At 71.5% G+C, this 23149-nt stretch carries 22 protein-coding genes; 15 read left to right on the forward strand and 7 right to left on the reverse strand.

The features are described 5' to 3' along the window. Positions 1-49: 49 nt before the first annotated feature. The 9 genes from ACHBTE_RS25850 (at position 50) to ACHBTE_RS25890 (ending at position 9535) form a co-directional block, all read left to right on the forward strand. Positions 50-976 carry an alpha/beta hydrolase gene (locus ACHBTE_RS25850; RefSeq protein ID WP_394726471.1) on the forward strand — a complete coding sequence of 309 codons (927 nt, stop codon included), beginning with the start codon at positions 50-52 and terminating at the stop codon, positions 974-976. A gap of 144 nt (positions 977-1120) precedes the next feature. After that, a complete protein-coding gene (locus ACHBTE_RS25855) occupies positions 1121-2263 on the forward strand; it encodes an alpha/beta hydrolase (protein ID WP_394726472.1) in 1143 nt (380 codons plus the stop codon). Further along, a complete protein-coding gene (locus ACHBTE_RS25860) occupies positions 2256-3485 on the forward strand; it encodes an acyltransferase (protein ID WP_394726474.1) in 1230 nt (409 codons plus the stop codon). Before ACHBTE_RS25855 ends, ACHBTE_RS25860 begins: the two co-directional genes overlap by 8 nt. After that, entirely contained in the window at positions 3478-4959 is a 1482-nt protein-coding gene (locus tag ACHBTE_RS25865) for a sensor histidine kinase (protein WP_394726475.1), read from the forward strand. Before ACHBTE_RS25860 ends, ACHBTE_RS25865 begins: the two co-directional genes overlap by 8 nt. Then, positions 4956-5630 (forward strand): response regulator, encoded by a 675-nt coding sequence (locus ACHBTE_RS25870; RefSeq protein WP_394726477.1) that lies wholly within the window; start codon positions 4956-4958, stop codon positions 5628-5630. The genes ACHBTE_RS25865 and ACHBTE_RS25870 overlap by 4 nt, the downstream gene beginning before the upstream one ends. A 200-nt stretch (positions 5631-5830) precedes the next feature. Beyond that, complete coding sequence (locus tag ACHBTE_RS25875; RefSeq protein WP_394726577.1) at positions 5831-7153, forward strand: sensor histidine kinase; 1323 nt, start codon at positions 5831-5833, stop codon at positions 7151-7153. Then, complete coding sequence (locus ACHBTE_RS25880) at positions 7150-7815, forward strand: response regulator (protein WP_394726478.1); 666 nt, start codon at positions 7150-7152, stop codon at positions 7813-7815. The genes ACHBTE_RS25875 and ACHBTE_RS25880 overlap by 4 nt, the downstream gene beginning before the upstream one ends. A gap of 23 nt (positions 7816-7838) precedes the next feature. Then, positions 7839-8273, forward strand: a complete 435-nt coding sequence (locus tag ACHBTE_RS25885; protein ID WP_394726479.1) for a VOC family protein — start codon at positions 7839-7841, stop codon at positions 8271-8273. A gap of 41 nt (positions 8274-8314) precedes the next feature. Then, the gene (locus ACHBTE_RS25890; protein WP_394726480.1) at positions 8315-9535 is read left to right on the forward strand and encodes a cytochrome P450; all 1221 of its coding nucleotides are present in this window, start codon (positions 8315-8317) and stop codon (positions 9533-9535) included. A 94-nt stretch (positions 9536-9629) separates the two neighbouring features. Here the strand turns inward: ACHBTE_RS25890 and ACHBTE_RS25895 are convergent, their stop codons facing one another. Next, complete coding sequence (locus ACHBTE_RS25895; RefSeq protein WP_394726481.1) at positions 9630-11234, reverse strand: ABC transporter permease; 1605 nt, start codon at positions 11232-11234, stop codon at positions 9630-9632. Continuing rightward, a complete protein-coding gene (locus ACHBTE_RS25900; protein ID WP_394726482.1) occupies positions 11231-12169 on the reverse strand; it encodes an ATP-binding cassette domain-containing protein in 939 nt (312 codons plus the stop codon). The genes ACHBTE_RS25895 and ACHBTE_RS25900 overlap by 4 nt, the downstream gene beginning before the upstream one ends. A gap of 113 nt (positions 12170-12282) precedes the next feature. Here ACHBTE_RS25900 and ACHBTE_RS25905 point away from each other — a divergent pair, with 113 nt between their 5' ends. Continuing rightward, positions 12283-12780 (forward strand): GbsR/MarR family transcriptional regulator, encoded by a 498-nt coding sequence (locus tag ACHBTE_RS25905; protein ID WP_394726483.1) that lies wholly within the window; start codon positions 12283-12285, stop codon positions 12778-12780. Positions 12781-12869: 89 nt separating this feature from the next. Here the strand turns inward: ACHBTE_RS25905 and ACHBTE_RS25910 are convergent, their stop codons facing one another. Beyond that, positions 12870-13727 carry a diacylglycerol kinase family protein gene (locus ACHBTE_RS25910; RefSeq protein ID WP_394726485.1) on the reverse strand — a complete coding sequence of 286 codons (858 nt, stop codon included), beginning with the start codon at positions 13725-13727 and terminating at the stop codon, positions 12870-12872. Positions 13728-13923: 196 nt separating this feature from the next. On the opposite strand from ACHBTE_RS25910, the gene ACHBTE_RS25915 reads away from it, so the two are divergent. Then, positions 13924-15207 (forward strand): adenylosuccinate synthase, encoded by a 1284-nt coding sequence (locus ACHBTE_RS25915; RefSeq protein WP_394726487.1) that lies wholly within the window; start codon positions 13924-13926, stop codon positions 15205-15207. Positions 15208-15293: 86 nt separating this feature from the next. On the opposite strand, the gene ACHBTE_RS25920 is transcribed toward ACHBTE_RS25915, so the two are convergent. Then, positions 15294-15884, reverse strand: a complete 591-nt coding sequence (locus ACHBTE_RS25920; protein WP_394726488.1) for a CDP-alcohol phosphatidyltransferase family protein — start codon at positions 15882-15884, stop codon at positions 15294-15296. Between the two features lie 267 nt (positions 15885-16151). Between ACHBTE_RS25920 and ACHBTE_RS25925 the strand changes: the two genes are divergently transcribed. Next, positions 16152-16616 carry an RICIN domain-containing protein gene (locus tag ACHBTE_RS25925; RefSeq protein WP_394726490.1) on the forward strand — a complete coding sequence of 155 codons (465 nt, stop codon included), beginning with the start codon at positions 16152-16154 and terminating at the stop codon, positions 16614-16616. A 184-nt stretch (positions 16617-16800) separates the two neighbouring features. Here ACHBTE_RS25925 and ACHBTE_RS25930 read toward each other — a convergent pair whose 3' ends face one another. The 3 genes from ACHBTE_RS25930 to ACHBTE_RS25940 form a co-directional block, all read right to left on the reverse strand. Further along, positions 16801-17451: a hypothetical protein gene (locus ACHBTE_RS25930; RefSeq protein ID WP_394726492.1), complete on the reverse strand. Its 651-nt coding sequence runs from the start codon at positions 17449-17451 to the stop codon at positions 16801-16803. A 195-nt stretch (positions 17452-17646) separates the two neighbouring features. Next, a complete protein-coding gene (locus ACHBTE_RS25935; RefSeq protein ID WP_394726578.1) occupies positions 17647-18348 on the reverse strand; it encodes a GntR family transcriptional regulator in 702 nt (233 codons plus the stop codon). A gap of 128 nt (positions 18349-18476) precedes the next feature. Continuing rightward, positions 18477-19832: an aspartate aminotransferase family protein gene (locus tag ACHBTE_RS25940; RefSeq protein ID WP_394726493.1), complete on the reverse strand. Its 1356-nt coding sequence runs from the start codon at positions 19830-19832 to the stop codon at positions 18477-18479. Positions 19833-20002: 170 nt separating this feature from the next. On the opposite strand from ACHBTE_RS25940, the gene ACHBTE_RS25945 reads away from it, so the two are divergent. The 3 genes from ACHBTE_RS25945 to ACHBTE_RS25955 all read left to right on the forward strand — a co-directional run bounded on the left by ACHBTE_RS25945 (position 20003) and on the right by ACHBTE_RS25955 (position 23147). Further along, a complete protein-coding gene (locus tag ACHBTE_RS25945; RefSeq protein ID WP_394726495.1) occupies positions 20003-20626 on the forward strand; it encodes a type 1 glutamine amidotransferase family protein in 624 nt (207 codons plus the stop codon). Beyond that, a complete protein-coding gene (locus ACHBTE_RS25950) occupies positions 20623-21081 on the forward strand; it encodes a MarR family winged helix-turn-helix transcriptional regulator (RefSeq protein WP_394726497.1) in 459 nt (152 codons plus the stop codon). Before ACHBTE_RS25945 ends, ACHBTE_RS25950 begins: the two co-directional genes overlap by 4 nt. A gap of 89 nt (positions 21082-21170) precedes the next feature. Next, on the forward strand, positions 21171-23147 hold the full coding sequence (locus ACHBTE_RS25955; RefSeq protein ID WP_394726498.1) for a protein kinase: 1977 nt from the start codon (positions 21171-21173) through the stop codon (positions 23145-23147). The last annotated feature ends 2 nt before the right edge of the window (positions 23148-23149 follow it).

The following is a 23149-nucleotide window of genomic DNA, read 5'->3' on the forward strand; positions in this document are numbered from 1 at the left end:
CCACTCCCCGCTTCCGTCCAAAATCGTTTCATCGCTGAGAGGTTGGAGCATGCCGGACGACGTCGCAGCAGCCCGGGCCGCCGCCGAGGCCGCCGAGGCCGCCGAGGAGAAGTCGGCCTTCTCGCACCCGCCGGTCGACCCCGACGCCATCGCCGCGTACGGCGACCACCCCGACCAGGTGATCGACTTCTACGCGCCGCGCGGGGAGGTGGCCCCGGGGAGTCAGGTCCCGCTGGTGGTCCTGCTGCACGGCGGGGCGTGGCGAGCGCCGTACGACCGTCGGCATGTGACGCCGTTCGCGGAGTTCCTGGCGCGGCGGGGGTTCGGTGTGGCCAATGTGGAGTATCGGCGGGGGGCGGAGAGTTCGGCGGCCGACGCAGTGGCGGGCGCGGGCGTGGCGGGCGCGGGCGTGGTTGCCGGGCGTTGGCCCGAGACCTTCGACGACATCGCCGCAGCGCTGGACGCGCTGCCGGCGCTGGTACGGGAGTCGCTCCCGCAGGCCGATTGGCGCCGGACCGTGCTCGTCGGCCACTCGGCCGGCGGTCACCTGGCCCTGTGGGCGGCGGCCCGTCATGTGCTCCCCGCGGACGCCCCCTGGCGCACCGCCCGCCCCACGCCGCTGCGGGGCGTGGTGGCCCTCGCTCCGATCGCCGACTTCACGGTCGCCGACAAGCTGGACGTCTGCGGGGGTGCATCCCGCCAACTGCTGGGCGGTGGCGTGGAGTTCGCCGAGCGGCAGCCGTACGCCGACCCCGCTTTCCTGCTCCCGACCGGCATCGCGACGACGCTCGTCCAGGGCCGCACGGACACGGTCGTGCCGCAGGCTGTCGCCGAGTCGTACGCGGACGCGGCGGCGAAGGCGGGGGAGGTCGTCGGGCTGACGCTGCTTGAGGACGTCGGGCACTTTCCGCTGATCGACCCGGCGGCGGACGCCTGCGCTGTGGTCGCGGAGGAGATCGCGCAGTTGGCGTGGTGAGCGCCCTCCCGCCCCTTCATACCCGTAGTACCTGAGAGCTACGTCGCAGGTGAGCTCCCTGGCGTGACGCGGACGACAAGTCCGGATCCGTAATTTCCCCTCCAGACAGCCGGATGGCCGGGCGGAGCGGGAGGGGACAGGACCATGGGGCGCAGCACGGGGGCCGAGGAAACGGACGTGCCGTCCGACGGGCGGATACACAGGCAGGGCTCCAGCGAGCCCGACAGTGCGCACCGCCCAGGCAGGCACCACCGCCGCGGACACCACCCTCGCAGCCACCACCCTCGCGGACACCACCTCCACAGATGGCGCCGTGCCCTCCTCGCCTCCCTGATCACCGCCGCCGTGGTCGTCCCGCTCTCCGGTGCCACCCGTCCCGAGATCCCCGCCCCGGCCCCTGCCACCCTCGCACCGCCGACGCCGGAGACCCTGGACGAGTCGTACGCGGCCAACCGTGCCAATGCCGCCGAGGCGTCCCGTATGGCCGCGGCCCACGGTGACCGTCGGCGGGCCGCCGCCGACCGGGCGATGGCCGACCCGTCCCGCCGCTTCCTCGCCTTCGACGGCCGCGGCTCCGGCCTGGCGACAGAGGTCTTCGGCGACCTGGCCGCCGCCGACCGCATCGCCGTGCTGGTCCCGGGCTCGGACACGTCCATCGACACCTACGACCGCTTCCGAAACGCCGCCCGGGCGCTGCACGCGCGGCTCACCCGTCAAGCGCCGCAGGGCACCCGCACCGCGGTGGTCGCCTGGCTCGGCTACGAAACCCCGGGCACGGTCAGCACCACGGTCACGACGACCGGCCGAGCCGACGAAGCGGCCCCGCGACTGCGGCGGTTCATACGGCAGCTGCACGCCCTCGGGGAGCACAGCGGGCCGGACGGACAGGGCGGCACAGCGCAGCGCACACCGCGCATAGCCCTGCTCTGCCACTCCTACGGCTCGGTGGTCTGCGGTCGCGCGGCCTCCCGCCTTGACGTGGACGACATCGCGCTGATCGGCAGCCCCGGGACCGGCGCGGACAGCGCCGCCGCCCTGCGCACCCCGGCGCGCGTCTGGGCGGCCCGCGGCGACGCCGACTGGGTGGCGAATGTCCCGCACCTCCGGATCGACGTCCTCGGCACGACGGTCGGCTTCGGCACCGACCCGCTGTCCCCGTCGTTCGGCGCCCGGGTCTTCGCGGCGGGCGACGGTGGCCACAGCGACTACTTCAGGCCGGGCTCCCTGTCCCTGGCGAACCTGACCCACATCGTCCTGGGCGAGACCTCGGAGGTGTCCCGTGACTGAGCACCGTCCGAACTCGGGCCCGCGCGGCGCGTGGCGGCGACTTCGCGCGGGCGCCGCCCGCGTGGACGCCGCCACCCCCGCCGGACGGGACCGCGCGGTCGACGCGCTGCGGGCCTTCGCCATCCTCGGTGTGGTCCTGGGGCACTGGCTGGTCACGGCCCTGGTGGCGGACGGTGGGACCGACCTGCGCACCGCGAGCCCGCTGCACCACATGCCATGGCTGGCCCCGATCTCCTGGATCTTCCAGACCCTCGCGGTGTTCTTCCTGGTGGGCGGCCATGTGGCGACCCGCGGCTATGCCGCGGCCCGAGCACGGGGCACGACGTACGGACAGTGGCTGAGATCCCGGCTGTCCCGCCTGTTCAAACCGGTGGCGGCCGTCCTCACGCTGTGGACGGTGACATCGGTCCTGCTGCTTCTGTCGGGCACGGACCTCGACACGATTCACACCCTGCTCAAACTGGCCCTGTCCCCGCTGTGGTTCCTGCTGGTCTTCACGGCGCTGACGGCTGTGACGCCCCTCCTCCTGCGCCTCAACCCCCTGTGGCCCCTGGCCGTAGTCCTCCATGTGGACCTCCTCCGCTTCGGCCTGGGCGGCCCTGCGTGGCTCGGCTGGGTGAACGTGGCGGCGGGCTGGCTGGTGCCGTTCAGCCTGGGCGCGGCGTGGACCCGCGGTGAGGTGCAGCGTCGCCGCGCGGGCTGGATCCTGCTGACGGGCGGCGCGGCGGCGACGGCGGCGTTGGTCGCCTGGGCGGGCTACCCGGCGTCCATGGTCGGCGTCCCCGGCGCCGGCATCTCCAACCTCAACCCGCCGACCCTTGCCGCCGTCGCCTTCGGCCTGGCCCAGTGCGGCCTGGCCCTGCTCCTGCGCGAGCCACTGCGCCGCACGATGCGCCGCCCCCTGGCCTGGGCGGCGGTTGTCCTGCTCAACCTCTCCGCGATGACGATCTTCCTCTGGCACCAGACGGCCCTGATGGCCACCACGGCCACGGGTCTCCTGGCAGGCCGCCTCCCAGGTCTGCACACCCTCCCCGACGACCTCACGTGGGTGGCGGCCCGCCTGGCATGGCTTCCGGTGTTCACCCTGGCCCTGGCTGTCTGCTGGACGACGTTCCGCCTCCACGAACAAGGCCCGCGCCGCACCAGGCGCCGCTCATCCAGAGTGATCCGCTCCAACGCCAGCCCACAGGGCGGGAAAACGAAGGCCGAGCACCATGCCTAGGGTTGACCCCGTGAATGGCGAGGAGGAGAGGCCGGGGGCCGTCGAGGGGGAGCGGGGCGCGGTCGCGGGGGCTGTGAGTGAGGAGACTTGGCCCGCACCCAGAACCGCCCCCGCATCCAGGACCGCCCCCGCACGCAAGAAGCGCCCCCTCGTCAACCTCCGCAAACCCTTCGGGAGAACGTGGCTCCGGTGGCTGACCATCTTCCTCACCACCTGGATCGCCTTAGGGGTCTCCCTCGCCGGCGGCGACCATCTCAGCGCCAGCTATGACCTGAGCCCGACCCACGGCCTGATCGCCGGCTTCGCCCAAGGCATCGCCCTGTGCCTGGCCCTGAGGCGCCCGGGGCGGGCGTGGGCCCTGAGCCTGACGGCCACCGTCATCACCGCTTTCGTCGTCCGCCCCAACCTCGCGGAAAGCGCACCCCTCGCCCTCAACTGGCCGTGGGCCACCCCCGAAGTCATCGCCCACACTGGCGTCCTCCTGCTCCTGGCCCTCCGCGTGCCCGCCCGCAGGGCCGTCGCGGCTCTCGCGGTGTCGGGCTTGGCAACCTTCGCCCTCCAGGGCCAGTTCGGCGGCACGAAGTACGCCGGCACCGGCGCCGCGGCGGTCGCCATCTTCGCCATGGCCGTCATCGTCGGCACCGCCCTGCGCGGTCGCAAGGAGGCCCGCACCCAACTCGTCCAGCAGGAAACGCTCACCGCGGAGGAACGAGCCCACCGCACCCTGCTGGAGGAGCGCAGCCGTATCGCCCGCGAACTGCACGACGTGGTCGCCCACCACATGTCGGTCATCTCCATCCAGGCCCAGGTCGCTCCCCACCTCGTCGAGCACCCGTCCCACGAGCTGAAGGAGAACCTGGAGGGCATCCGCCAGAACGCCCTCGAAGCACTGACCGAACTCCGGCGCGTCCTGGGCGTCCTGCGCTCCGAGCATCCGGACGCCCCGCATCCGCACGACCCGTCCGGCACCGGCCCAGGCACCGGCTTCGGGACCGCCTCCGCCCCCCACGCCCCCCAGCCCACCCTCGACCGGCTGGAGGCACTCGTGGAGAACACCCGGGCCGCCGGTCTGACCGTCACCGTCGAGATCACCGGCCGCCGCCGCCCGCTCCAGCCCGGCGTCGAACTGTCGGCGTACCGAATCGTGCAGGAGGCGCTGAGCAACATCCTGCGCCACGCCCCCGGCGCCGTGGCCCGCGTCGCCGTCGCCTACGACTACGACGGACTGACCATGCGGATCACCAACTCACGGCCCGAGCGGGCCGCGCCGCCCTCCCAGGGCGCCGGTCACGGGCTGCTCGGCATGCGGGAGCGGGCCACCATGCTCGGCGGTGCCGTGTCGGCGCACCCCACCAAGGACGGCGGTTACGTGGTGAGCGCGTTCCTGCCCGCGCACCAGCGCATCGACGGCCTCGGCTACGTTCCCGACAACCCCGGCCACGCCAACCACCCGACCGAGGACGGCACCGCATGACGAGCAGCCCCATCCGCGTACTCATCGCCGACGACCAGCAGATGGTCCGGCAGGGATTCACCGTGCTGCTCAACACCAAGCCCGACATCGACGTGATCGGCCAGGCGGTCGACGGCCTCGACGCGGTCGCGCAGGTCGCCGCACTCGCCCCCGACGTCGTCCTGATGGACATCCGCATGCCGGAGCTCGACGGCATCGAGGCCACCCGCCGCATCACCGCCGGGACACCGCACATCAAGGTGCTGGTGCTGACCACCTTCGATCTCGACGAGTACGTGTACGAGGCGCTGCGCGCGGGCGCCTCGGGTTTTCTGCTGAAGGACGCCTCGGCCGACCAGCTCGCCGAAGCGGTGCGGGTCGTGGCGGCCGGTGACGCCCTGCTCGCGCCCGGCATCACCCGGCGGCTGATCTCCGAGTTCTCCCGGATGGACAACCGGCCCCGCGCCCCCCTCAAGGAACGCGTCGGCGATCTGACCGAACGCGAGACGGAGGTCCTCGCCCTGATCGCCCAGGGCCTGTCGAACGCGGAGATCGCCGAGCGGCTCGTCGTGGCCGAGCAGACCGTGAAGACCCATGTGGGCCGCATCCTGGTGAAACTGGGTCTGCGGGACCGCACCCAGGCGGCGGTGTTCGCATATGAATCGGGGCTGGTGCGGCCCGCCGGGTACTGAGCGGACCGGGCGGCCCGCGGGTGCGTTCGCGACGGATGCCCGCGGACGGACCCGACGGGGCACGGCCCGCCCGCGTTCGGCGCGACGACCTGCGGTGATACCCGTAGTACCTGAGACGGATCCGCGAGAACCCCTCTCACTGGGGACGACCGGGACCGCACCCTGCGCCTACCGTTCTGTACGTGACCGAGACGACCCAGATGCCGACCCCGCCGCCGGACGGCGGGGCCAAGCCGCGCAGCCCCGAGTTCCGGCTGGCTGCGGACGCCCTCCAGGGGCTGCGGCAGGACCTGTTCCACGATGCCTTCGCCTACCGTCCGATGCTCCGGATGCACGTGGACGGCCGGCTGACCCGGCGGCTGCCCGGCCGCCTGAAGGAGTACGCGGCCTGGCGGGCGCACGCCCTGGTCGCCATGGCCGCGCTGATCACCATGGCCATCGCCGGCGTGGACACCGGCGGGCCGTCTCTGCTGGTCGGTCCGTTGTGCGCGATCCCCGTCCTGCTGACCATGGTGCGGCCGGCCGGAGCGTTCTGGCTGTCCATGGCCGCCACCCCGGTGGTCGGGGTGTTCGACGCAGGCTGGGGCGAGTGGCCGTGGGTGCCCGGCGCGTTCGCCTGCCATCTGACGGTGCTGACGGTCGTGGCCGTGCGCACCAGGCCGCGTACGGCGGGGTACATGTGGGCGCTGACCGCGGCGTACGGCCTGGTGGCGGAGGCCGGATTCGGACCCGGCGCCTACTACGGCTCCAACACCGGCCCCATGCTGGTCATCTCCGCGATGGTCCTGCTGTGCGTGGCCGTGTGGCACATACGCCGCGAAGCCAGGCAGGAGGTCACCGCCCAGCAGACGGAGACCGCGCAGGAGCGCTCCAAGCGCACCCTGCTGGAGGAGCGCACCACGATCGCCCGTGAGCTGCACGATGTGGTCGCACACCACATGTCGGTCGTCGCCATCCAGGCGGAGGCCGCCCCCTACCGCGTGGAGAACCCACCGCCGGAGCTGGAGCGGGCCTTCGCCACCATCCGGGAGAACGCCGTGGCGGCCCTCACCGAACTGCGCCGGATCCTCGGGGTGGTCCGTGCCGAGGACTACGAGGCCCCGGACGCCCCGCAGCCCACCCTGGCCGACCTGGACGCGCTGCTGGCGAATGTGCGCCACGCGGGACTGAGCGTCGACAAGGCGCTGATCGGCGCGGTGCGCGAGCTGCCGCCCGGGGTGGAGCTGTCGGCGTACCGGATCGTGCAGGAGGCGCTGAGCAACAGCCTGCGGCACGCGCCCGGCGCGGGCGCCCGCGTGGAGGTCGCCTATGTGCTCGGTGGCCTGGGCCTGCGCATAGTCAACGGCCCGCCGCCCGCGCCGGCCCTGGTCAAACCCTCACCGGGCGCCGGGCACGGCATCACGGGCATGCGGGAGCGCGTGACCATGCTGAACGGCGAGATGACGGCGTCCCCGACACAGGACGGCGGCTACGAGGTGGCGGTGTTCCTGCCGGTCACCACGAGGACCGAGGAAGGCTCATGACCATCCGGGTGCTCATCGCGGACGACCAGATGATGGTGCGTGAGGGCTTCTCGGTCCTGCTGAACGCGATGCCGGACATCGAGGTCGTCGGCGAGGCCGTCAACGGCCGTGAGGCGGTGGAGCGGGTGCGTGAGCTCGCGCCGGACGTGGTGTTGATGGACATCCGCATGCCGGAGCTGAACGGCATCGAGGCGACCCGGGAGATCGTCGCGGCCGACGGTGCGGCGAAGGTGCTGGTGCTGACCACCTTCGACCTCGACGAGTACGTGTACCAGGCGCTGCGCGCGGGAGCCTCCGGTTTCCTGCTGAAGGACGCCTCGGCACGCCAGCTCGCCGACGGGGTGCGGGTGGTGGCGGCCGGCGAGGCGCTGCTGGCCCCCTCGATCACCAAGCGGCTGATCACGGAGTTCTCGAAGCTGTCCGACGCCCCGCGCATGATGTCCTCCGCGCACGCGGCGTACGGGGAGCTGACCGAGCGGGAGACGGAGGTGCTGGTGCTGATCGCGCAGGGCCTGTCGAACTCGGAGATGGCGGAGCGGCTGGTGGTGGCCGAGTCGACGATCAAGACACACGTCAGCAGGATCCTGGTGAAGCTGGGGCTGCGGGACCGTACGCAGGCGGCGGTGTTCGCCTACGAGGCGCGGCTGGTCACGCCGGGCTGAAGCCCCGGGGCTACGGTGAGGGGATGGAACAGCGCATCACCCTGATCACGCTGGGAGTCTCCGATCTGGCCCGCTCCAAGGCCTTCTACGAGGCGCTGGGCTGGCGGGGGCAGGAGGTGCAGGAGACCGTGTTCTTCCAGGCGGGCGGCCTGGGGCTGGTCCTGTGGAGCCGGGAGAAGCTGGCGCGGGACTGCGGGCTGGAGCCGGGGCCCGCGGAGGGGTTCGGCGGGGTCGTCCTCGCGCACAACGTCCGGTCGCGGGCGGAGGTCGACGCGCTGCTCGCGGCGGTGGAGCGGGCCGGCGGGACGGTCACCAAGCCGGCGGCCGTCAACGAGATCGGCTTCTACTCCAGCGCCTTCGTCGACCCCGACGGACATGCCTGGGAGGTCGCCCACAATCCGGGCTTCCCCCTCGCCGAGGACGGCACGGTCACGCTCCCCGACTTCGGCGCCCCCTAGACCCCTGGTCAGGGAGAGGGGCGGCGGACTAACGTCCGTGCATGGCAGCTCGCTCCGACCTCGCTTTCGACCCGTGGGACCCGGCGTTCCTGGCCGACCCGTACCCCGTCTACGCCGAACTGCGTGAGCGGGGGAGGGTGCACTACTTCGAGCCCACCGACCAGTGGCTGGTGCCGCATCACGCGGATGTCTCGGCGCTGCTGCGCGAGCGCAGGCTGGGCCGGACGTACCAGCACCGGTTCACGCACGAGGAGTTCGGGCGGACGGCGCCGCCGGCGGAGCACGAGCCGTTCCATGTGCTGAATGATCACGGGATGCTCGACCTGGAGCCGCCGGACCACACGAGGATCCGGCGGCTGGTGTCGAAGGCGTTCACGCCGCGCACCGTGGAGCGGCTGAAGCCGTATGTGCGGGGGCTGGCCGGGGACCTGGTGGCGGCGCTGGTCGAGAAGGGCGGCGGCGACCTGCTGACGGATGTGGCGGAGCCGCTGCCGGTCGCGGTGATCGCCGAGATGCTGGGCATCCCGGAGACGGACCGGGCGCAGTTGCGGCCCTGGTCGGCGGACATCTGCGGGATGTACGAGCTGAACCCGTCGCGGGAGACGGCGACGAGGGCCGTGCGCGCGTCCGTGGAGTTCTCGGACTACCTGCGGGAGCTGATCGCGGCCCGCCGCGAGAAGCCGGGTGAGGACCTGATCTCGGGCCTGATCGCGGCGCACGACGAGGGCGACCGGCTCACCGAGCAGGAGATGATCTCGACGGCCGTCCTCCTCCTCAACGCCGGCCACGAGGCCACGGTGAACGCCACGGTCAACGGTTGGTGGGCGCTGTTCCGCAACCCCGGCCAGCTGGCGGCGCTGCGGGCCGACCACTCCCTGATCCCGTCGGCGATCGAGGAGCTGATGCGTTACGACACCCCGCTCCAGCTGTTCGAACGCTGGGTCCTGGACGAGATCGAGATCGCCGGCACGACGATCCCGCGCGGCGCGGAGATCGCGATGCTCTTCGGCTCCGCCAACCATGATCCGGAGGTCTTCGACGCACCGGACCGGCTGGACCTCACGCGCAAGGAGAACCCGCACATCTCCTTCAGCGCGGGCATCCACTACTGCATCGGGGCGCCGCTGGCCCGTATCGAACTGGCGGCGTCGATGACGGCGTTGCTGGAGCAGGCGCCGACGCTGCGCCCGGCGGCGGAGCCGGAGCGGAAGCCGAACTTCGTGATCCGGGGGCTGGAGGGCCTCCGCGTCGAGGTGCTTTGATCACTTGTTCGGATGATCGCTCCGCGAATCCCGATCGACGGTCCCAGCCGGCTCGTCAAGCTGGTGCATGCGTGCTGACTGAGCAGTCGCCCCGTCAGACGGTCATGTCCCGCCGCCGCATCCCCACCAGCCCCCCGGCGGTCAGCGTCCCCGCCAGTCCCAGCAGGACCAGCAGCGGCCCCCACTCCATGCCCCCGCCCGGCAGCTTCGGCAGGTGGCCGAACGGGGACAGGTCCAGTACCGCCTGGGGCGCGTCCAGCGCGGGGCCCACCCAGCCGAGCAGCAGGACCGCACCGGCCACTGCCCACGCCGCCGTCGCGGCGCGGGGCAGCACCCCGTACAGCAGGACCGCCAGGCCGCCGACGACCCAGATCGCCGGGAGCTGGACCAGGCAGGCGGCGAGGATCGGGCCGACCTGCTTGCCGTAGCCGACGGCGAAACCCAGGCCCGCGAGCAGCATGATCAGGGCGGCGCCGGCGAAGGCGATCGTGAGGTGGCCCGCGGCCCAGCGCAGACGGCTCACGGCGCCCGCCAGCAGGGGTTCCGCCCGCATCGAGGTCTCCTCGCCGTGCAGGCGCAGCACCGACGCGACGACGTACAGGGCCGCGATCAGTCCGAGCATGCCGACCATCGAGGCGAGGAACGCGTCCGTCAGGCCCGACTGGCCGCCCATGCGCTCGAAGACCCGCCGTGCGTTGTCGTTGTCGCCGACCAGGTCGGCGACCCCGTCGGTGAGCCCGCCGTAGACGACCCCGGCGAGGAAGAAGCCGATGCTCCAGCCGAGCACGCCGCCGCGCTGCAACCGCCAAGCCAGCGCGCCCGTCGAGCTCAGGCGGCCCTCGGCGGGGCCCGGCCGGGCGGGCAGGAAGCTCATGCCGACGTCCCGGCGCCCGGCGAGCGCATACGCCACCGTGCCCTGCACCGAGGCTGCCGCCGTGAACAGCAGCAGCACCCACCAGCGTTCGCCCGCGAACGGCCGCAGGTTCTCCAGCCAGCCCAGCGGTGACACCCAGGTCAGCGCCGAGGAACCGTCGTCCGACGCCGAGTCGCCCGCCGCGCGCAGCACGAACGCGGCGCCCAGCAGCCCCGCCGTGAGCCCCCGGGCCAGCCGTGCGCTCTCGGTGAACTGGGCGACGATCGCCGCCAGCGTGGCGAAGACCATGCCGACCCCGGCCAGCCCGAGCCCGAAGGCCAGCGCCCCCGCGGCGCCCCGGCCGGCGAGTCCGGCGGCCACCAGCAGCGCCAGTACGGCGTTGGCGATCGCCGCCGTGAGCAGCGCGGCCGTCAGGGAGGCCCTGCGGCCCACCATCCCGGACGCCACCAGCTCCTGACGGCCGCTCTCCTCCTCGTCGCGGGTGTGCCGGACGACGAGGAGGAGGCTCACCACGGCCGCGAGCGCGCCCGCGTACACGCCGACCCGCCAGGCCGTCAGGGCGCCGATCGAGTCGTCGAAGACCGGGCCGATCAGCGCGCGGAAGGAGGCGTTGGCGGCCGTGTCCCGCACCAGGTTCGCGCGCTCGGCGGGGGTGGCGTACAGGTTCTCCAGGGTGTTCGGCATGGAGAGGACCATCAGCGCGTTCACCGCCACCCAGACCGGGATCATCACCCGGTCACGGCGCAGCGCGAAGCGCAACAGCGTTGCGGTACCGGCCAGTTGGCGCGAGCCCGCAGGCCGTACCGCGAAGGCCGTGGCGGTCATCGGGTCACCTCGCCGGAGCCGGTGCCGGTGCCGGTGCCGGTGCCGGCGAGGTGGTCGGCCTGGTAGTGCCGCCGGAACAGTTCCTCCAGCGTCGGCGGCGTCGATGTCAGCGAGCGCACACCGGACTCGCTCAGCGAGCGCAGCACGGCGTCGAGCTTGTCGGTGTCGACCTGGAGGCGGACACGTCGGCCCTGGACGTCGAGGTCGTGGACGCCGGGCAGGTGCGACAACCCGTTGGGCGGGCCCGCCAGTTCGGCCGCGACGCTGGTCCGCGTCAGATGGCGCAGGTCGGCGAGCGAACCGCTCTCGACCGTACGGCCGTTGCGGATGATGCTGACCCGGTCGCACAGCTCCTCGACCTCGCTGAGGATGTGCGAGGACAGCAGGATCGTCCGGCCGCGTTCGCGTTCCTCCGCCACACAGCGCTGGAAGACCTCCTCCATCAGCGGGTCCAGACCCGAGGTCGGCTCGTCGAGGATCAGCAGGTCCACGTCAGAGGCGAACGCGGCGACGAGGGCGACCTTCTGCCGGTTGCCCTTGGAGTAGGTGCGGCCCTTTTTCGTGGGGTCCAGCTCGAAGCGCTCGATCAGTCCGGCCCGGCGCCGCTTGTCGAGCCCTCCGCGCAGCCGGCCGTACAGGTCGATGACCTCGCCGCCGGAGAGGTTGCGCCACAGGGTGACGTCGCCGGGGACGTAGGCGATCCGGCGGTGCACCTCCACCGCGTCCGTCCAGAGGTCGCGGCCGAGCACCTGCGCGCCGCCGGAGTCGGCGCGCAGCAGACCGAGCAGGACGCGGATGGTGGTGGACTTTCCGGCGCCGTTGGGCCCGAGGAAGCCGTGCACCTCGCCGGTCTCGACGTCCAGGTCGAGGCCGTCGAGGGCATGCGTGCTGCCGAACGACTTGTGCAGTCCGGAGACCGTGATTGCCTTCGTCATGCTTCAGAACGTACGCTTCTTTCAGAAATTTGTGAAGTTAAGGAATCGTATGAATCCCAGATAGACTCGAACCCGGCGTGCGAGCGCGGCGGACGCAGGGAGATGATCTACGGATGGTGGAACCGGGTGCGGCGGGGCGCGACCCCGAGTCGGTGTCGAACTTCGTCGAGGGATTCGCGGCCCAGCTCGTCGAGGCGGGAATGCAGCGCATGGCCGCCCGCGTCTTCGCCGCGCTGCTCGCCTCCGACTCCGGCGCCCTGACCTCCGCCGAACTCGGCGAACAGCTCCAGGTCAGCCCGGCCGCGGTGTCCGGCGCGGTGCGCTACCTGGCCCAGACGCACATGGTGTCGCGGGAGCGGGAGCCCGGTTCACGCCGTGAGCGATACCGGGTGCGCGGCGACCAGTGGTACGAGGCCCTGACCAACCGCGAGGCGGTCCTCAAACGCTGGGAGGCGGCGCTGCGCGAGGGCGTCGACAGCCTCGGCGAAGACACCCCGGCAGGCCGCCGCCTGGCCGAGACGCTCGCCTTCTTCGAGTTCGTCGAGGGCGAGGTCACGGCCATGATGGAGCGGTGGCGGGTACACCGGGAGAAGACCTTCGGACAGGGCTGACGCGGCCTCGGCGCCCGGAACCCGGATCCGTTCGGACGCCCCCTGGACACCGACGGCTTCGAACCACCCGCGCAGGCCCAGATCTGACCTCACCCCGCCGTCGGCACCGTGAGCCCCCAAGCCCCCGACCGGACCACCCAGGTGCGCGTCCGTACCGGTCCCCACACCTCCGTGTCCGCCCCGTAGCGGAAGTGCGCGCCCGACACCGTCACCGAGTGCCCCTCGGCCCGCAGCGGCGTCGCCTCCGCCCCGACCGAGGCGGGCCGTACCTCCACCTCGGCCGTCCCGGCGGCGCCCGGCGTCACCGACACCGACTCCAGCGGCTGGTCGAGGTCCACCAGCGTCGAGCCGTCGACCTCGATCCGCAGCCGTGCCGGCCCGACCGGGGTGACGCCCCGCGCCGGCACCAGGGTGCGGACCAGCGACTGGCAGGTGCGCAGCCAGGGCCGCCCGGCACCCGGGCCCACCGCGGTCGCCCCGGCCGGCTCGGCGTCGAAGGCCCGGACCGGCGGGATCCGCAGCGTGCCCAGCACCACCCCGTCGCTGTCGTCCACGAGCAGGTCCAGGCGCCGCTCCGCCCCCTCCAGCACCGCCCGAGCCGCCGCCACCGCCCCCGTCGGCACGCCGAGGGAACGGGCCAGCGACAGGGCGCCTCCGACCGGCACCATGGCCAGCACGCATTCGGCCAGCTCCCGCTGCCGGTGCAGCAGGGACACCGCCCGCGTCAGCGCCCGGTCGTCGCCCACCACCACCGGCCGGCGCGACCCGCGCCGAGCCAGTGCCCGGGCGAACTCGTCCGGCCCGTCCGGCAGGCACACCTTCGTCGCCGCACCCGCGCTGAGCACGTCTTTCGCGATCCTGACGGACTCCCCGTCCGTCCTGCGAGCAACCGGATCGACGACCACCAGCAGCTGATCGGACATCGCGAAAGTCGCCACCTCGGCCATGCCTCGCTTCCTCGGGTAGCATCTTTGTGCAAGAGCCCCTTGCGCTATTGCGCCAGGGGCTTCGTCTATTCCGGGGCCATCCGGTCCGACGGTTCACGGCCAACGACGGTCGCGACCTGTCGTGGTGTACACGGTCAAGACCCTCCGTGTACACCCCTGACCTTGGACATGCCCCGCCCGGAAGGGGTGTACGCGCGTGCCCGCACTTGTGCTGCTCGGTGCTCAGTGGGGTGACGAAGGTAAGGGAAAGGCGACGGACCTGCTAGGCGGCTCCGTCGACTACGTGGTGCGTTACCAGGGCGGTAACAACGCCGGCCACACGGTGGTCGTGGGCGATCAGAAGTACGCCCTGCACCTTCTCCCTTCCGGAATCCTGTCCCCGGGGTGCACCCCGGTCATCGGCAACGGCGTCGTCGTCGACCCGTCGGTCCTGCTCTCCGAGCTGAGCGGTCTGAACGAGCGCGGCGTCGACACGTCCAAGCTCCTGATCAGCGGAAACGCGCACATCATCACGCCGTACAACGTGACGGTCGACAAGGTGACGGAGCGTTTCCTCGGCAAGCGGAAGATCGGCACCACCGGTCGCGGCATCGGCCCGACCTACGCCGACAAGATCAACCGTGTCGGCATCCGAGTCCAGGACCTCTACGACGAGTCGATCCTGACGCAGAAGGTCGAGGCGGCCCTCGACGTCAAGAACCAGGTCCTCACCAAGCTCTACAACCGGCGCGCGATCGCCGTCGAGCAGGTCGTCGAGGAGCTGCTGGGCTACGCCGAGAAGATCAAGCCGTTCGTCGCCGACACGGTCCTGGTCCTCAACCAGGCCCTGGAGGACGACAAGGTGGTCCTCTTCGAGGGCGGCCAGGGCACCCTGCTCGACATCGACCACGGCACGTACCCCTTCGTGACGTCCAGCAACCCGACCGCGGGCGGCGCCTGCACGGGCGCGGGCGTGGGCCCGACGAAGATCAGCCGTGTGATCGGCATCCTCAAGGCGTACACCACGCGTGTCGGCGCCGGTCCGTTCCCGACCGAACTCTTCGACGAGGACGGCGAGGCGCTGCGCCGCATCGGTGGCGAGCGGGGCGTGACGACCGGCCGGGACCGCCGCTGCGGCTGGTTCGACGCGGTCATCGCCCGGTACGCGACCCGCGTCAACGGCCTCACCGACTTCTTCCTCACCAAGCTGGACGTCCTCACCGGCTGGGAGCAGATCCCGGTCTGCGTGGCGTACGAGATCGACGGCAAGCGCGTCGAGGAACTCCCGTACTCCCAGACCGACTTCCACCACGCCAAGCCGGTCTACGAGATGCTGCCCGGCTGGTCGGAGGACATCTCGAAGGCCAAGTCGTTCTCCGACCTGCCGAAGAACGCCCAGGCGTACGTCAAGGCGCTGGAGGAGATGTCCGGCGCGCCGATCTCCGCGATCGGCGTGGGCCCGGGCCGGGACGAGACGATCGAGATCAACTCGTTCCTGTAGGCGAGAAAGCCGCTGCAGTCACTGAAGCTGCGCCGCGTCCGGCTCCCGGACGCGGCGCAGCTCTGTGTGTACAGGGGATTTCTCGGCTACTGGACGGCGGCCAGCCTCAGTCTGCGCACCTGCGTCGTGTAAAGAGCCGCAGACCACCAGTACAGTGCGGCTCCCCAGATCGCCAGCGCCCATCCAAAAATGCGTGCGAACTGAGCCAACGAATCCCCTCCGTCGGCCAACAGGAGGAGTGGGAATGCGTACATGAGGTTGAAGGTGGCCGCCTTGCCAATGAAATTGACCTTGAGCGGCCCGTATCCGATCCGCCGCAGGACGGCAATATTGACGGCCATGAATACGTCACGCGCGAGAAGCAGGACCAGGAACCACCAAGGGATGATGTCCCGCAAGACCAGCGCGAGCAACGTGGAAATCGTGTAGAGCCGGTCAGCTGCCGGATCCAGTACTTGACCGAGGCGGGTTATCTGGTTCCATCGGCGAGCCAGTTTCCCGTCGAGGTAATCGGTGACACCGCTGACCACCAGAATGGCGATCGCCCATCCGTCACGACTCGGATTTCCGAAGTAGGGCTGGAGGACGAGCCACAAGAAAACTGGGACTCCGGCAACCCGCAGGGCGCTCAAAGCGTTTGGGATCGTCAGCACCTTGTCAAGGTGATCCTTTTCCACTTCCCTGCCTCCGTCTGGGGGCGCCCAAAGCCCAGAATTTTGATTCTAAGTATAGATAGAACCTGATGTTACCAGAGTTCTCAGGTCGTTTTGAGGGGTCATGGGCCGACTTGGTGCATTTGAGTCATATCGGAACTTTAGTGGTCATAATTCATTACCTTTGTGGTATCTGATCAACCCCTGTTAGGTTGTCCAAGTGCCGCCTGACCAGCGGCGGACCGGTTTGCCTGCCGCAACCGGTCATGGCTTTTCAGTAGGGGGTATCTCATGAATAAGAAGCGCTTGACCGTCGTCCTGTCGACCACCGCGCTTACATCCGCCGTTTTGCTGGCGGCTTCGGGTAGCGCTGTCGCGGCGGACCGGGTCACGTGGAAGAACGCCGCAACAGGCCGCTACCTCGGCATGGACACCGGCATCACCGGCACCGGGACGAAGGTGCTCACGAGTAAGCGGAATGCCGGTGGATGGGTCGAGTCCAAGAACTCCGACGGCTCGTTCACCATCAAGTACGACGGTTACAGCACGGGCACCAAGTGCCTGGACAGTAACGCCAGTGGGTCCGTCTACGGCATTTCCTGCAATGGCGGAAACAATCAGAAGTGGTTCGAAACGAAGACCGCTACCGGGTGGCGCCTGAAGAACAAGGCGACCGGACGCATCCTGGACAGCAACGCGTCCGGCTCCGTCTACACCAAGCCCGACAACGGCGGTAAGTACCAGCGTTGGCTCTGATCTCCAAGGGCCTGGTCGCGCCGGCCGACGGGTAGCGCGACGAAGGCGGCCCAGGCCCTGCCGGATGCGGTGGGGTCCGGGCCGTCGGGGTCATCGCGTCGCGGAAGTCGAATGGCGGTGCACACGCCGGTGATGGACCTCGACGGCGGACGGAAGGGCTTGTCCCGGTTGAAGCAGATCAGGATCAGCTGAAGACGATCATCGACCCCTGCGCCAGACTCCGCGTCGCCGCCGCGTGCAGTCCCAGCCACACATGCCGTTCACGGGCGAAGGGGCTCGCGTCGTAGGGCGCGGGTACGGCCGGTTCCTCCAGGGCCGTGGGTCCTTGCGGGGGTTGCGGGGCCGCCGGCGGGTTGGCCGGGTCGATGCCGATCACCGGGGCCACGAACTCCAGCTCGCGCAGCAGTGACTGGGCGGAGCCGAGCGGCCCGCCGCCCGCCAGGAGCTCTTCGCTGGAGAGCGGGTGGGGGAAGTCGACGGGGACGTAGGCGCCCGCGTGGTCGTAGTGCCAGACCAGGTGCGACTGCTGGGCCGTCGACTCGAACATCTCCAGCAGCTGCTCGTAGTCACCGCCCAGTTCGTCCACCGGCGTGACCGGCAGGCCGCAGACCTGGAGCAGGTAGGCGCGGCGCAGGAAGTGCAGCGCGTCGTAGTCGAACCCGGCGACGGGGGCGACGTCACCGGACAAGCCCGGCATGTACTGGTACACCGGCACCGGCGGCAGCCCGGCCTCGGCGAGCACGTTGTTGTATTGCGCGAGTTCCTCGGCGAACGGGTTGTCGGGCGTGTGGCACAACACGTCGACGAGCGGTACCAGCCACAGGTCACAGGCCAAAAGAGGGCTCCTCACACAGCGGTCGCACGGCGTGGCTAAGGCGTAGCACAGTGGTCAGGGCAGGGTAATCGGTGCGGGTCGGGGGCGGATCCCCTCGTGCAGGGACCCATACCCATCCTCGGTCCACGCACCTACCGAAGCGGCCGACGGGGTTTCACAGTGCCGCAGCAGGCGTCCCGGGCGGGCGGTTTCGCATCATCCGGCCGCCAGCCGTTCGATCAGGGCGAGGGAGTCGGCGTCGTAGGCGGCGATGATCGCGCGGGCGCCGGCCAGGTCACGGAGCATCAGGGCGTCGACCAGGTCGGTGTGCCGGGACCACAGATGGCCGCGCAGGTCGTCGATGCCGCGCAGATGCTGGACCGCGCAGACCCAGGACTGCACCCGCAGCCGGTGCAGGAAGTCGGCGAGGTAGGGGTTGCCGAAGAGGGCGCCGAGCTCTCGCCAGAACCGCAGGTCGTAGCCGATGAGCACGGTCAGGTCACCGGCGTTGGCGGCCCGTTGGGACTCCTCGGCGCGGCGGCGCACCCCCGCGACGGCGGCGCGGACACGCGGGTCGTCGGGGTCCCGTTGGCCCACCGGGTCGGTGGCGAGGACCTGGAACATGCCGTCGATGACCAGGCCGCGGGCCTCGAGGATGCCCCGGTAGTCCTCGACGGAGTACTCGTGCACCCGGAAGCCGCGATGCTGGTCGGCCTCCAGCAGGCCCTGTGCGGAGAGGTCGACGAGCGCCTCACGGACCGGTGTCGCGGAGACGCCGTACTGCTCGGCGATCTCCTTGACGGTGAACTCCCGGCCCGCCTGGAGCCGCCCGGCCAGCACCTCGTCCCGCAGCGCGTCCGCGATCTGCTGCCGCAGGGTGCTCCGGGTCACGGAGCCGTTGCCGCCGGTGCCGGGCATGGTCAGGGCGTCTCCCGTCGAGGCGATGAGGTGGCGTGCGCACACATGTCTACGAGCACGCCACCTTACGCGTTCGGCCCGGCCGGGAGGCTTCCCGGCGAACGGCTCCTTCGCCGCCCCCGGCGCGGCTAGCGCGTGTACTCGTCGGCGACCGAGAGCGCGGCGTCCAGCACGGCCAGACCCTCCTTCAGTTCGGCCTCGCTCACGTTGCACGGCGGGACGACATGCGTGCGGTTCATGTTCACGAACGGCCACACACCGCCCGCCTTCATGGCGGAACCGAACGCGGCCATGGGGGCGTTGGCCTCGCCGGCCGCGTTGTAGGGCACGAGCGGCTCGCGGGTCTCCCGGTCGCGCACCAGCTCGACGGCCCAGAACATGCCGGCCCCGCGCACCTCGCCGACGCTCGGGTGCCGGTCGGCGAGCTCGCGCAGCGCCGGGCCGACCACGTCGGCGCCGAGCCGGGCGGCGTTGTCGACGATGCCCTCCTCGGCCATGACGTTGATCGTCGCGACGGCGGCGGCGCAGGCCAGCGGATGCCCCGAGTAGGTCAGACCGCCGGGGTAGGGGCGCTTGCCGAAGGTCTCGGCGATCGCCCCGCTGATGGCGACGCCGCCCAGCGGCACATACCCGGAGTTCACGCCCTTGGCGAAGGTCAGCAGGTCCGGCGTGACGTCGTACAGGTCCGCCGCGAACCATTCACCGGTGCGTCCGAACCCGGCCATGACCTCGTCCAGGACGAAGACGATCCCGTACTTGTCGCAGATCTCGCGCACGCCCGCCAGATAGCCGGGCGGCGGCAGCATGATCCCCGCCGTCCCCGGAATCGTCTCCAGGACGATCGCGGCGACGGTCGACGGGCCCTCGAAGGCGATCGTCGTCTCCAGGTGCTCCAGTGCCCGCGCGCACTCCTGCTCCTCGTTCTCGGCGTAGAAGCGCGAGCGGTAGAGGAAGGGCGCCCAGAAGTGCACGACCCCGGCCGTGGCGCTGTCGGAGGCCCACCGGCGGGGGTCGCCCGTGATGTTCACGGCCTGCTGCGTACCGCCGTGGTACGAGCGGTACGCCGACAGCACCTTCGGCCGCCCGGTGTGCAGCCGTGCCATCCGCACGGCGTGCTCCACGGCGTCGGCGCCGCCATTGGTGAAGAAGATCTTGTCCAGGTCGCCGGGCGTGCGCTCGGCGATCAGCCTGGCCGCCTCGGACCGGGCCTCGACGGCGAAGGCGGGCGCGAAGGTGGACAGGTGTGCGGCCTGCTCCTGTATCGCGGCGACGACCTTCGGGTGCTGGTAGCCGACGTTGGTGTAGACGAGTCCGCTGGTGAAGTCCAGGTAGCGCTTGCCGTCGTAGTCCCAGAAGTACGACCCCTCGGCGCCGGCGACGGCGAGCGGGTCGATGAGCTCCTGCGCGGACCAGGAGTGGAACACATGCGCACGGTCCGCGGCCTTCACGGCGGCGCCGACCTCGGGATTCGGATGAGGGGTCATGCGGGCGAGCGTAGATATCGGGGAGGCGGGCGCGATATCGGCGTCCTGTCTGCGGTCGCGGGGTTTCCGCGACAGGTTGTCGACGGGGGCGCGGGACAGGTGTTGACAGCAAGCTGTCGTAGTGACAGTATTCTGTCATCTTCGGGACGAGGAAGCCTCCAGGAGGAGCCATGAGCACCAGCACCGGCACCACCCGCAAGACCGTGTACCTCGCCGTGTACGACACCCTGGCCGACTGGGAGCCGGGCCACGCCACCGCCCAGCTCGCCCGTGCCGGGTACGAGATCCGCACCGTCGGCCCGACCCGGGAGCCGGTCACCACGGTCGGCGGCCTGCGCGTCCAGCCCGACCTGGCCCTGGCCGACGTACGGCCGTCGGACGCGGCCCTGCTGATCCTGCCGGGCGCCGACCTGTGGGACGCCGGCGACGACCTCGCCCCCTTCGCCCGCACCGCCCGTGCCTTCCTGGACGCCGGAGTGCCGGTGGCCGCGATCTGCGGGGCGACGGCCGGGATCGCGCGTGAAGGGCTGCTCGACGACCGGGACCACACCAGCGCGATCTCCTTCTACCTGGCCGCGACCGGGTACGCCGGCGGGGAACGCTACGTCGAGGCCGACGCCGTCACCGACGGCGGACTCGTCACCGCCGGCCCGACCGAGCCCGTCGCGTTCGCCCGGGAGATCCTGCGGCTGCTCGCCGTGTACGACGACGAGGCCGTGGACGCCTGGTACCGCCTCTTCCACGACTCCGACCCGGCGGCCTACGCCGTGCTCGAGAAGGCCGGCGTCCTGTGAGCGTGCAGCGCCAGGACCTGCTCAGCCGCAGCGCGCTCGGTGTCTTCCGGCTCAACGGCCAGTTCCTCGGCGCCGCCGAGGAACTGGCCCGGCCCTCCGGGCTGACGGCGGCGTGGTGGCAGGTCCTGGGCGCGGTGCTCGGCGAACCACTGCCCGTCTCCGGCATCGCCCGGGCCATGGGCATCACCCGGCAGAGCGTCCAGCGCATCGCCGACCTGCTGGTGACGAAGGGCCTCGCCGAGTACCGGCCCAACCCGGCCCACCGCCGCGCGAAGCTCCTCGCGCCGACCGACGAGGGGCGCGCGGCGGTCTCCCGCATCGACCCCGGCCACGCGGCCTTCGCGGACCGGCTGGCGGACGCCTTCGGGGAGGCGGACCTCGCCGAAGCGGTCCGTGCACTGGAACGGTTGTCGAAGGTGCTCGACCAGATCGCCGTTCCTGTTACCGAACCGTAGACGCCGCCCCGCTCACCTCCGCGATCGCCCCACTATCGTGGGTCCGTTGCGTAGGCGGGGGTTTGCGTGGGCGGGGTTGGGGGCGTGCGATGGAGAATCCGGGGGCGGGGGATCCGCTGGGGGTTCCCCCGGGCGTAGAGCACTGGGGGCGGATCGGGGCGTACCGGTTGCTGGCGCGGCTGGGCGCGGGCGGCATGGGGGACGTGTATCTCGCCCGGTCGGACCGCGGCCGTACCGTCGCCGTGAAACTGGTACGGCGGGAGCTGGCGGCGCAGGAGGAGTTCCGCGCCCGCTTCCGGCAGGAGGTGCAGGCCGCGCGGCAGGTCGGCGGGTTCTGGACCGCCCCGGTACTGGACGCGGACACCGAGGCCGAGGTGCCCTGGGTCGCCACCGGGTATGTCGCCGGGCCCAGCCTCCAGCAGGTCGTCGGGCGCGACCACGGGGCGCTGCCCGAGCGTTCGGTACGGATCCTCGCGGCCGGGCTGGCGCATGCGCTCAAGGACATCCATGCCGCGGGGATCGTGCACCGGGATCTGAAGCCGTCGAACATCCTGGTCACCATCGACGGCCCCCGGGTCATCGACTTCGGCATCGCGCGGGCGCTGGAGACGGTCGGCGAGAGCGGGCTGACCCGCACCGGAGCGCTCGTCGGGTCGCCCGGGTTCATGGCGCCCGAGCAGGTGCGCGGGGACCGGATCACGCCCGCGTGCGATGTGTTCTGCCTGGGCTCGGTGCTCGCGTACGCCGCGACCGGCAAGGTGCCCTTCGGCTCCGTGGACAGCGGCGCGCACGCCCTGATGTTCCGGATAGCCCAGGAGGAACCCGATTTGGAGGGGGTGCCCGAGGGCATCGCCGACCTGGTGCGGGACTGCCTGCGCAAAGACCCCGGCGCCCGGCCGACGCTGGAGCGCATCCTGGAGCGTACGGGCGCCGACGACACCGTCAGCGACGGCCGCTCCCGGGACCCGTGGCTGCCCAGCGCGCTGGTCGCCCAACTGGGGCGGCACGCGATGCGGTTGCTGGACACCGAGGACCCGGTGGCGCCGGGGGGACCGGCAGGACAGGCGGGACCGGCAGGACATGCGGGACCGGTGGGGTCCGCGGCTTCGGCCGGGGGCGGTCAGCAGGGGCAGGGGTCCGCGGAGCCGACCCCGGCGGCCTCTCCGGAGCACGCGCCCGCCGTCGGCGGGACACCCGCGGACCAACTCCCCACGCTGGCCGCCCCGCGGAGCGGCCCGCCCGCATCACCGCCCCCGGGCCCCGCGCCGCACCCGGCGTACGGCTCCGCGCAGCAGCACCCGCAGCAGCCGGCGTACGGCCATCCGCAGGGGGACTCGAACGCGCCCTACGGGTCGACGCCGCCCTACGGATCGACGCCGCCGTACGGTCCGAACGGGCCCTTCGGTCCGAACCCGCCGTACGGCCCCGGTTCCACCCCGCCGCATGACCCGCCGCCGGCGTACCTCCTGCCCGCCGGCCCGCCCGAACCGCCCGCCCGCGACGGCCGTTCCACGGCGGTGCTCGTCCTCGTCGCGCTGGTCGTCGCGCTCGCGGCGGGCGGCTCGGTGTACGCCCTCATGAGCGGCGGCGGTGACGACAGGGCCGGCGACGACCCGACCCGCACCCCGACCGTCACGGCCACGGACACCGGCACCGACCCGAAGACCTCCGACCCGGGACCCTCTCCGACGACGCCCGCACCGACGGACGGCGGCGTGATCCCGTCCGGGTACCTGGGCACCTGGACGGCCTCCATCGACAACGCCTCCGGCGCGAACCGGCGGCGGCTGACGATCCGGCAGGGCGAGGTCGGCGACCCGGTCCTCACCCTCGTCGCCGACGGCCCGGCCGGGAACGGCAGCTACCACTGCGTGTTCGAGGCGCGACTGGCCGAACGGCCGGGGGAGCAGAGCCCGTTGGAGATCGGCCCGTCCACCGTGACGTCCGGCGAGCCGGCGACCTCCTGCTCGCCGGGTGCCGCCACGGTGATCACGCTGCTGCCGGACGGCCGCCTGGAACGCGTGACCACGACCACCGGGGAGAAGCTCACCTACACCCGTCAGTGACG

Origin of the sequence: Streptomyces sp. M41, from assembly GCF_043673425.1 — a bacterium.
Taxonomy (GTDB): Bacteria; Actinomycetota; Actinomycetes; order Streptomycetales; family Streptomycetaceae; genus Streptomyces.

Excerpts from the sequence above, each read along its gene's own strand:
- ACHBTE_RS25850 (WP_394726471.1), top strand. The coding sequence starts at position 50 with ATGCCGGACGACGTCGCAGCAGCCCGGGCCGCCGCCGAGGCCGCCGAG.
- ACHBTE_RS25855 (WP_394726472.1), top strand. The coding sequence starts at position 1,121 with ATGGGGCGCAGCACGGGGGCCGAGGAAACGGACGTGCCGTCCGACGGG.
- ACHBTE_RS25865 (WP_394726475.1), top strand. The coding sequence starts at position 3,478 with ATGCCTAGGGTTGACCCCGTGAATGGCGAGGAGGAGAGGCCGGGGGCC.
- ACHBTE_RS25870 (WP_394726477.1), top strand. The coding sequence starts at position 4,956 with ATGACGAGCAGCCCCATCCGCGTACTCATCGCCGACGACCAGCAGATG.
- ACHBTE_RS25875 (WP_394726577.1), top strand. The coding sequence starts at position 5,831 with ATGCCGACCCCGCCGCCGGACGGCGGGGCCAAGCCGCGCAGCCCCGAG.
- ACHBTE_RS25880 (WP_394726478.1), top strand. The coding sequence starts at position 7,150 with ATGACCATCCGGGTGCTCATCGCGGACGACCAGATGATGGTGCGTGAG.
- ACHBTE_RS25885 (WP_394726479.1), top strand. The coding sequence starts at position 7,839 with ATGGAACAGCGCATCACCCTGATCACGCTGGGAGTCTCCGATCTGGCC.
- ACHBTE_RS25890 (WP_394726480.1), top strand. The coding sequence starts at position 8,315 with ATGGCAGCTCGCTCCGACCTCGCTTTCGACCCGTGGGACCCGGCGTTC.
- ACHBTE_RS25895 (WP_394726481.1), bottom strand. The coding sequence starts at position 11,234 with ATGACCGCCACGGCCTTCGCGGTACGGCCTGCGGGCTCGCGCCAACTG.
- ACHBTE_RS25900 (WP_394726482.1), bottom strand. The coding sequence starts at position 12,169 with ATGACGAAGGCAATCACGGTCTCCGGACTGCACAAGTCGTTCGGCAGC.
- ACHBTE_RS25905 (WP_394726483.1), top strand. The coding sequence starts at position 12,283 with ATGGTGGAACCGGGTGCGGCGGGGCGCGACCCCGAGTCGGTGTCGAAC.
- ACHBTE_RS25910 (WP_394726485.1), bottom strand. The coding sequence starts at position 13,727 with ATGGCCGAGGTGGCGACTTTCGCGATGTCCGATCAGCTGCTGGTGGTC.
- ACHBTE_RS25925 (WP_394726490.1), top strand. The coding sequence starts at position 16,152 with ATGAATAAGAAGCGCTTGACCGTCGTCCTGTCGACCACCGCGCTTACA.
- ACHBTE_RS25935 (WP_394726578.1), bottom strand. The coding sequence starts at position 18,348 with ATGCCCGGCACCGGCGGCAACGGCTCCGTGACCCGGAGCACCCTGCGG.
- ACHBTE_RS25940 (WP_394726493.1), bottom strand. The coding sequence starts at position 19,832 with ATGACCCCTCATCCGAATCCCGAGGTCGGCGCCGCCGTGAAGGCCGCG.
- ACHBTE_RS25945 (WP_394726495.1), top strand. The coding sequence starts at position 20,003 with ATGAGCACCAGCACCGGCACCACCCGCAAGACCGTGTACCTCGCCGTG.
- ACHBTE_RS25955 (WP_394726498.1), top strand. The coding sequence starts at position 21,171 with ATGGAGAATCCGGGGGCGGGGGATCCGCTGGGGGTTCCCCCGGGCGTA.